Consider the following 7,938-nt stretch of genomic DNA (forward strand, 5'->3'; position numbering starts at 1 on the left):
TATATGTTTTATATACTTATTTTATATGTTTTATATACTTATTTTATATGTTTTATATACTTAACTTATAGGTTTTTTATAGTCTTATTTTAAAAAAAATATATCTACTTTATTTTAAAACATACTATTTTTATTTTATAAAAGGTTTTATAGATTTTGAAATTTCATCTAAAACTTTTGCTTTTTCATAATTAATGAGCCAACTATCAACCCAAATAGGAATGGGCTTATTATTATCATTCCAATTGCTCACACTGCTATAAGCTAAACCTGTTATATTGCAAAAATCTTGTCTTGTAAGTCCTAGACTTTTAATTTTTTCATCAAACTCTCTTTTTAACATAGTTATCCTTAAATTTATTTAATACAATCATAACAAAATATACTTAAAAAGTATATAAAAATAAAAATATTTATTAAAAAAGTAAAAAATGTTTGACAATATCATCAAAAAAGTATATAATTGTGTTATGTTTTTATCTAATGAGTAAAAACTAATCAAAACAAAAAGGTAAAAAATGGAAAAATTAGCTGTAATTAATGGCGTGGATGTAGAGTTGGAAGTGGTAGATAATGCAGTATATACCACTTCTTTAAGCGTGGCTGAAGTATTCAATAAAAACCACAAAAATATTATACGCAAAATAAATGAATTTCCAAAGGATAATTTTACTAAGCTCAATTTTGAGCTGAGTAAATATATTGATAGCACGGGTAGAATTTTACCTTGCTACAAAATCACTCGCGACGCTTTTTCTCTTTTAGTGATGGGTTTTACAGGTGAAAAGGCTTATAAATGGAAAATCGAGTTTATCAAAGCTTTTAATGAAATGGAAAAAAGACTAAGAAATATTGAATATGAGAAGCACGATAAGTTAGCTTTTAGACAAAGCTTAGGTTACAAATCTCAATTAGCACAGCAAAAGCAAAAATATGAGAATGAGATTAAAGCTTTAAAGTATGATTTAGAACAAAGTAAAAACAATTTTAAAGATAAATTAAATTGTATATTGGCTAAAAATGGCTTATATGCCTTTGATTTTAAAACTTTTAAAAATTATGCCTTAAAGCTAGAAAAAATGTTAAAAGATTTAAAAGATGATGAAAACAAAGAGAATAAACTACTTTCAAGAATGCAAAATGATTTCTTAGAATGTTTAGAACTTTATAAAAGTATAAATATTTGAAGTCTTCACCCTGCTTTTTTTGAAGACTTTTTAGTGTTTTAAGGACAAACTAAGCAGGGTTTCTTTAAAATATCATTAACTATATTAAAAGATTAGTTCTTATCTAGCTCTTTATCGCTACGATAAGGACTACTAAAAGCATTAAGATTATAATAACTTCGTTCATCTTAACCTCCTTTCAAACTTTTTACAAAGTCTTCAAAGAGATATCCTTAAAACCATAAAATTATACATAAAAAATACTTAAAAATTTAATTTCATTTCAAAACACACTATATTTGAAATAGTCATTTTTGGAAAAATCCTTAAAACTAAACTAAGGAGAATTCAAAAATGGCTTTACCTTCAATGGGACATACCCCACCCGCAACAGAAAATGTTAAGTTAAAACAATCAATATATGAAACGATTATTAAAATTGGAGCTACTGAAACACCAATTCTAAATAAAATAGGCACTTCAAAGGTTACAAATCCTTTAACTCATAGTTGGATTACTGATACTTTTGAAGAACCAAAAAAGAATGCAAATTTAGAGTTAAGTAAATTTGTAGGCGAAACAAAAAACACAGCTCAAAAAACTACAAATGCTACTCAAATATTCATTACCGAAGCCATGGTATCAAAAGCTTTATTAAAAGCAAATCAATATGGTGGAAATGAAATGGAGTATCAAATCGGCAAAAAAACCAAAGAACATAAAATGGATATGGAATATGCTTTATTTGGTCTAGGCAGAGATAGTGATGTAAAAAAATCAGTTTTCAAAGATTATGTTCAAGCACAAGAAGCAACAAGTGGAGAAATGGCTGGACTTTTTCATTATATCGCTAAAGGAAAAGATAGCTTTGCTGATGGAAAGCGTGGAAATGTATTAGCTTTTGATGAAACAGGAGATTGGAGTGGAACTGCAACAGAACTAACAGAAGATAAACTTAATCAAATTTTGCAAAACATTTGGAATAGCGGAGTTACGCCTAAAGATGTCTTTTTAGGAGCTGACTTAAAAGGAGCTATTAACAAATTTGCTACAAGAATTTTAGGCAATGAAACAAAACTAGCAGGACAAGTAGTAAGCCTTGAAACAGATTTTGGTACTGTAAATTTCCATATGCATAGATTATTAAGTCCTAAATATGGTTTGGGTGATGTTTTAATTGCTGGAGATTTTGAGTATATGAAACATGGGCTTTATATTCCTACTATGATTGAAGATGTTCCAACTGATATTACTGCAAAAGCAAAAAGATTTTATACGCAAAGCACTTTAGAAGTAAGAAATGCTGATGCTTTTGCTATAGGAGTGGGATTAACTAGTGGAAATAATGCAAAGGCTAAAGCGGTTTTAAAAGCAGCAAAAGGTGCATAATGCTTTGTATTATGGCTAAAAAACTCATTATCGCTAAAGTTAAAAATTCTTACAAAATGATAGAAGATGATGAAGTTTTGAAAGCCTATTTTATGGAAGCATTTTATTATATTTTATCAAAATGTGTTCCTAGCGTTCTTTTAAAAAATGTAGAGCAAGGCGAAAAAGTTTTTAGGCAAGTTAGAAATAATCATTTTTTGATTATTCCTGATGAGCCTGATTTTGACAATGAAAAAGAACATTTAATGATAGATGAAACACTTAGTTTTGCTGTGATTAATTATGTTTGTTATTTGATTACAAGATGCGAAGAAAAAGACTTTCTGGCATTATGTGACAAGATAATTTATGAGTATATAGCTAATGATGGCAAGGAGCTTGATGATGAAAGAACATGGTTGTAACCCTAATTTCACAAAAAAATTTAATAGAGCTTTGAGTTATAAAGACTATATACAAAGTATAAATAGTGCTGATTTTATAGCTTATTTAGATGATAAAAAATGGCTTTTAGCTATGGATGATCTGCTTTTCTTTTGTGAAAAGAGAATTAAAGACAGTGATTATTACGAAGGTTAAAAATGGGAACAAGTTTAAACGAGTTAAAAACAGGTAGAGAAAAACTTGAAATTATAAATCAAGTTTTAGCAAGAATTTCAGATGTTGCTACTGCTTTGGATAATACCAGAATAGAAGAAATTATAGGCTTAAAAGAACAAGTTAATAACTTTTATACTCAAACTTTGGAGCTTAAAAATTTAGTTATAGAAAATAGCGAACTTACGCAAAGTAATGCTGATTTTGTTAAAAACAAAAAAGATGAAATAGAAAAAATAAGCAATAAAATAAACGATACTTTAAATAATATAGAAGAAATCTACAATAACATTATAGAGTCAGAAAAAAACATAAATAATGGCGTTAATATTGTTGAAGAAAAATATCCTGAACTTAACGAGTTTAATAAAAATTTTGAAATCATAAAAATAAAACTCGAAGAATATTATGATATAGCTGTTGATTTTAATGCAGGACTTGAAAAAGTAGAAGAAAACAAAAATCTTACTAAATCCTATTTAGATTTATCCATAGAGCTTAAAGAGCAAATTTTACAAGAATTAGAACACGCTCAAAGTATTAAAGATGATTTGCATTCTAATATAGAGCTTGTAAATAAGCTTGTTTCAAATATTATAGCAACAAAGAATGAGATTATATCCATAACCAATGATTTTAAAAATGTAAAATCAGAAGTACAAGATATAGTTAATGATGCTGAAGCAACTATAAAACTTAAGATAAATACTATACTTTTTGAAAATCAAAGATTAAATCAAAATATGATTGATTTATTAAAGCGTTGTGAAAAATTAGAAGATGAAATAGTAGGAAAATATGAAGATGTCTTAGAAGCTATTGAAATTATTAATAAAGCTGATGCAATGATAAACGATTTAAATAATGCAATTTTAGCTTCTAAAGAATTTGCAAATGATTTAAAAAGTTATACACAGATTATTAAAGATTTTAAAATTCAAATTGATAATTTAAAGCTTGATTTACAAAGTTATAATGATAGATTAAAAGGTGAGCTTGATTTAAAAGCCAATGAAATAGATATTAGCATTCAAGCAAAACTTAGCGATATAAATCTTTTAAAAGAGCAAATGCAAACTCTTTATGAAAATACTAAAAATACAACAGATACAGCTTTGGCTAATTTTATAGAAAGAGCAAAAATAGCTAATGAAGATTTAGGAAGATTAACAGAAGTAGCAAGAACTGAACTTGCTAATAATAAAACAGCTATTGAAAGCTATTTATTAGAGCTTAAACAAAGCATTATCGATGAGATGAAGAAAGTATCAAGCGATATTACAGATGAAACAAGTGGAATACTGGCTCAAAAAAATCAAATAGAACTCATCATCGCACAGGGAAAATCAGCTTTAGATACTTTAATAAATGAGTTTAATTCAAATTATCAAAACAAACTCAATGATTTTAATTCTAATGCTAATGAAAAATTAAGAGCAATTAATTCGCTTAGCGAAGAAAGTATAGCAAACATACAAAGTAAAACAGATGAAAATATAGGTAAGTTAAATACTGCTAGCGAAGAAAAACTAGCTAAATTTGATGAAATTATAAAAGACAATTTGGGCGGAATTTATTCTCACATTTTTTCAATAGAAAATGTCTTACTTGATAAAAAAATAATTAAATTAAGTTATAAGGAGTAAATAATGGCAGACTTAGAACAAGTTGCAAGTGATTTAAATTCAGCATCACAAAGCTTACAAGAGTTAAGAGAAAAGTACGATGGTGCTTTGGATTTATTAGATAATAAAAACACAGAAATAACAGCTGCATTAGAGAGTGCAAAATCTAATGCCTTGCAAGAAGTGCAAACTGCAAGCGATACAGCTACAAGTCAAATTTCGCAGTTAAAAGACACATCCTTAAATTTGGTCAACGAAGCTAAAAATACAGCTACATCTGAAATATCAAGCAAAAAAGATGAAGCACTAGGAGAATTCAGTCAAGCAACTTCAGAATTTAATAGCACTAAAGAAGAAGCATTATCTCAAATAGAACAAGCTAAAGCAGAGCAAGAAAGTAGCATTACAGAGCTTAAGGAAAGTGTTTCTACTCAAGAAGAAAAAATAACAGCTTTAGAACAAGCTAAAGAAAGTATAACAGCTAATCTTAATAAAAAATCTAAACTTTTAACTGAAAATCTTACTTGGACTGTTGGAAGTGGTGGAGATTATGAGGATTTACAAACTGCTATTAATGAAGCTAGCAAATATCTAAATTATGGAAATTTTACTATTACAATAAATTTAAAACAAGGTTTTATTTTAAGTGAAAATATAATATTAAATTATAAAGATTTGTCTTTCGTTAAAATAACAAGTTCAGATTCAGAAGTTAGCGTTTCTAGCTCTTTAAGCGGTAGTTTATTTTCGCTTTCATATGCAACATTTCCTATATTTAATATAAAACTTAACTTATCTCAAAATTCATCTTTAAATAATATTTTTAGTGCGACTTATTCTAAAATATATTTTAAAGGAGCTAATTCTGGAATTTTAAACTCAAAATGTTCTATATTTACAGGTTGGGGTAATTATATAATAACTACAAGTGCAATTTTTACAGGTTGTAGTGGCGAAAGCGTTTTTAAGGTTTATTTTTCAAATATAAATTCAGAAGGAGCTGATTTTTCAAATTTTACAGGAAGTATTCTTGCATCTTCTGTAACAAATAGTCAAATTAATCTGACGGCTTCTAAATATACAAATTGCAATCCGTCGACTTATCTTTTAAGTGTTGGGTATTATGGATTAATTATATCGTATGAAAATGAAAAGACAGGGCTTCAAGGAACAGCTACAAATATTACGCCAAATCAGTGGAATTGTGGCGGTGTTATTTTATATTCTTAAAAAAAGGAAAAAAATGTTTATAAGTAAAAAAAATAATTCTAAATATATAAATATAAATGTTAATGATATTTATTTTCACACAAAAAAATTAAAAAGTTTAATTGCAAAAATTAGTGATGATAATATGAATATCACTCAAAATGAGCTTAATTCCGGTTTGGAAGCAGTTAAAGAAATTCTTATTAATGCAAATGAAACTGAACTTTTAAAAGAGTATTTTTCAATGTTTTGTCAAGTTTCAAGCGAAGATGCAAAGCTTAAATACGCTAAAGAATTTAAAAAAGATGAGATTGATAAAGCTAAAAATAACGCTATCGAAGGCGGAGTATCTTATAAAGATAAAATCTTTCAAAGTGCAGAAAAAGATAGAAACTTGCTTACAAGCACTGTTAGTCTTTTTGCAATTACAAAACAACTTCCTGAAGGCTTTGTTTGGATTTCAAAAGATAATGAAGCAGTGCCATTCACATTAGAAGAATTAATCGAGCTTGGCGGTATTATGGCAAATTCTGTTAATACAAACACAATTAAAGCTAGAACTATTAAAGATAAAGTCGAGCAAGCTCAAACATTAGAAGAAATTCAAAGTATTAAATGGGATGAGTGATGGATTTTAACACAACTATGATTACAAGCTTTGCCAAAGATGTAGAAGGACTTACACCCTTTGGCGCTTTATTTGTGATTTTTTTATTAAGTTTAATTATAAATTATAAGCTTTTTAAAGGTCGCATGGAAGATTGTAGATCTGATAAAGAAAGAATTTTAGAAAAATTAGAGCACATCAAAGATAGATTAGATGATTTAAATTTTGAGCTAAGGGGTAAAAATGAATGAGTTATTCAATGTTTTAAAAGATGGTGGAATAGTTGCTTTTTTATTCTTTTGCCTTTGTGCTGTTTCTTATTTTGCCTATATTTTGTTTCAAAAAACAGATAAAACACAAGGTATTTTAGTAGAAATTAAAAATATTGAAAGAAAAAATAATGAAAACAATAACAATATATTAAAAGAAATTCAAATCAGCAATAAAATAGCTGAAGCACACTTAGACACATCAAAAGCGCAATTAGAAAGCTCAAATAAAATCATTGATTTGCACTCTAAAATTTTAGGAGATAAACTTGATAAGCTTGATAAAAATATTGATGAATTGAAATTTGAAATCAAAAGATATGAAAACGCAGAATTAGCAACATTGATAAAAAGAAAGGAAAATGAATGAAAATTGCATTTTATAAAGTCAAAGGAAATGATAAAGCTACTTTTCTTGATAAGTTAATAGCTTTTTTTACTTCATCTTGGAAAGAAAGATTAAATGGAGATTTTTTAAAATCCTATTCTCACTGTGAAATAATCTTAGATAATTTAATGATTAGCTCAAGCCCTAGAGATAAAGGCGTAAGAATAAAAGAATTTAAAGACACTGGCAGATGGGATTTTATAGAAATTAATAATACAAATGAAGTAAAAATAAAAGAATTTCTTTACTCTCAAATAGGTAAAAAATATGATTTTTTAGGAATTTTAGGATTTTTCACATTTACAAAGGATAGTGAAGATAAATGGTTTTGCTCTGAAATCATAGTTAGGGCTTTGCAAATAGGTGGTTTTGTTAAACTAGGAGAGATGAATGCAGGAAGCTCAAGTCCTAATAAATTGTACAAAAAATTAAAGGAATTATAATGAAAATAACAATTAATAGAAGATATACTAGCAAAACTTGCGTTATAGGTAAATTTAAGGTTTTAGATGATGAAGAAAAAATTCTTTTTGAATGCTTTTCTTTAGAGGAAGACAAAGAAGGTTTAGAGAGTGGCAAAGATTTAAGAATACCTGAAGGAAATTATAATTTAAAAAGACATAGTCCTTCACGATTTGAAAATACTTTAAGAAGTATTACAAAAAAAGATGATGATACAATGATAAAT

General features: G+C 27.2%; 12 protein-coding genes. 11 read left to right on the forward strand and 1 reads right to left on the reverse strand.

From position 1 onward, the window contains the following. Positions 1-130 precede the first annotated feature (130 nt). Entirely contained in the window at positions 131-343 is a 213-nt protein-coding gene (locus AJ884_RS07650; protein ID WP_070286578.1) for a hypothetical protein, read from the reverse strand. Between the two features lie 175 nt (positions 344-518). Here AJ884_RS07650 and AJ884_RS07655 point away from each other — a divergent pair, with 175 nt between their 5' ends. The 11 genes from AJ884_RS07655 to AJ884_RS10150 form a co-directional block, all read left to right on the forward strand. Beyond that, the gene (locus AJ884_RS07655; RefSeq protein ID WP_052840119.1) at positions 519-1,187 is read left to right on the forward strand and encodes a Rha family transcriptional regulator; all 669 of its coding nucleotides are present in this window, start codon (positions 519-521) and stop codon (positions 1,185-1,187) included. A gap of 333 nt (positions 1,188-1,520) precedes the next feature. Further along, positions 1,521-2,555: a DUF5309 family protein gene (locus tag AJ884_RS07660; protein ID WP_070286579.1), complete on the forward strand. Its 1,035-nt coding sequence runs from the start codon at positions 1,521-1,523 to the stop codon at positions 2,553-2,555. Continuing rightward, entirely contained in the window at positions 2,555-2,959 is a 405-nt protein-coding gene (locus tag AJ884_RS07665; RefSeq protein WP_038816909.1) for a hypothetical protein, read from the forward strand. Before AJ884_RS07660 ends, AJ884_RS07665 begins: the two co-directional genes overlap by 1 nt. Next, entirely contained in the window at positions 2,940-3,134 is a 195-nt protein-coding gene (locus tag AJ884_RS07670) for a hypothetical protein (protein ID WP_002871234.1), read from the forward strand. The genes AJ884_RS07665 and AJ884_RS07670 overlap by 20 nt, the downstream gene beginning before the upstream one ends. Positions 3,135-3,136: 2 nt before the next feature. Continuing rightward, a complete protein-coding gene (locus tag AJ884_RS07675) occupies positions 3,137-4,798 on the forward strand; it encodes a hypothetical protein (protein ID WP_070286580.1) in 1,662 nt (553 codons plus the stop codon). Positions 4,799-4,801: 3 nt separating this feature from the next. Beyond that, the gene (locus tag AJ884_RS07680; RefSeq protein WP_070286581.1) at positions 4,802-6,007 is read left to right on the forward strand and encodes a hypothetical protein; all 1,206 of its coding nucleotides are present in this window, start codon (positions 4,802-4,804) and stop codon (positions 6,005-6,007) included. A 13-nt stretch (positions 6,008-6,020) separates the two neighbouring features. Then, positions 6,021-6,614, forward strand: coding sequence for a DUF4376 domain-containing protein (locus AJ884_RS07685; protein WP_070286582.1), 594 nt, complete (start codon positions 6,021-6,023; stop codon positions 6,612-6,614). Next, the gene (locus AJ884_RS07690; protein WP_070286583.1) at positions 6,614-6,844 is read left to right on the forward strand and encodes a hypothetical protein; all 231 of its coding nucleotides are present in this window, start codon (positions 6,614-6,616) and stop codon (positions 6,842-6,844) included. The genes AJ884_RS07685 and AJ884_RS07690 overlap by 1 nt, the downstream gene beginning before the upstream one ends. Beyond that, positions 6,837-7,232, forward strand: a complete 396-nt coding sequence (locus tag AJ884_RS07695) for a hypothetical protein (protein WP_070286584.1) — start codon at positions 6,837-6,839, stop codon at positions 7,230-7,232. The genes AJ884_RS07690 and AJ884_RS07695 overlap by 8 nt, the downstream gene beginning before the upstream one ends. Beyond that, positions 7,229-7,693: a hypothetical protein gene (locus AJ884_RS07700; protein WP_070286585.1), complete on the forward strand. Its 465-nt coding sequence runs from the start codon at positions 7,229-7,231 to the stop codon at positions 7,691-7,693. The genes AJ884_RS07695 and AJ884_RS07700 overlap by 4 nt, the downstream gene beginning before the upstream one ends. Then, positions 7,693-7,938 (forward strand): DUF5675 family protein (locus AJ884_RS10150; RefSeq protein WP_261660586.1); only part of this gene is annotated, 246 nt, incomplete at its 3' end. The genes AJ884_RS07700 and AJ884_RS10150, both read left to right, overlap by 1 nt.

The organism is Campylobacter sp. BCW_6463 (assembly GCF_001762785.1).
In the GTDB taxonomy this organism is placed as follows: domain Bacteria; phylum Campylobacterota; class Campylobacteria; order Campylobacterales; family Campylobacteraceae; genus Campylobacter_D; species Campylobacter_D jejuni.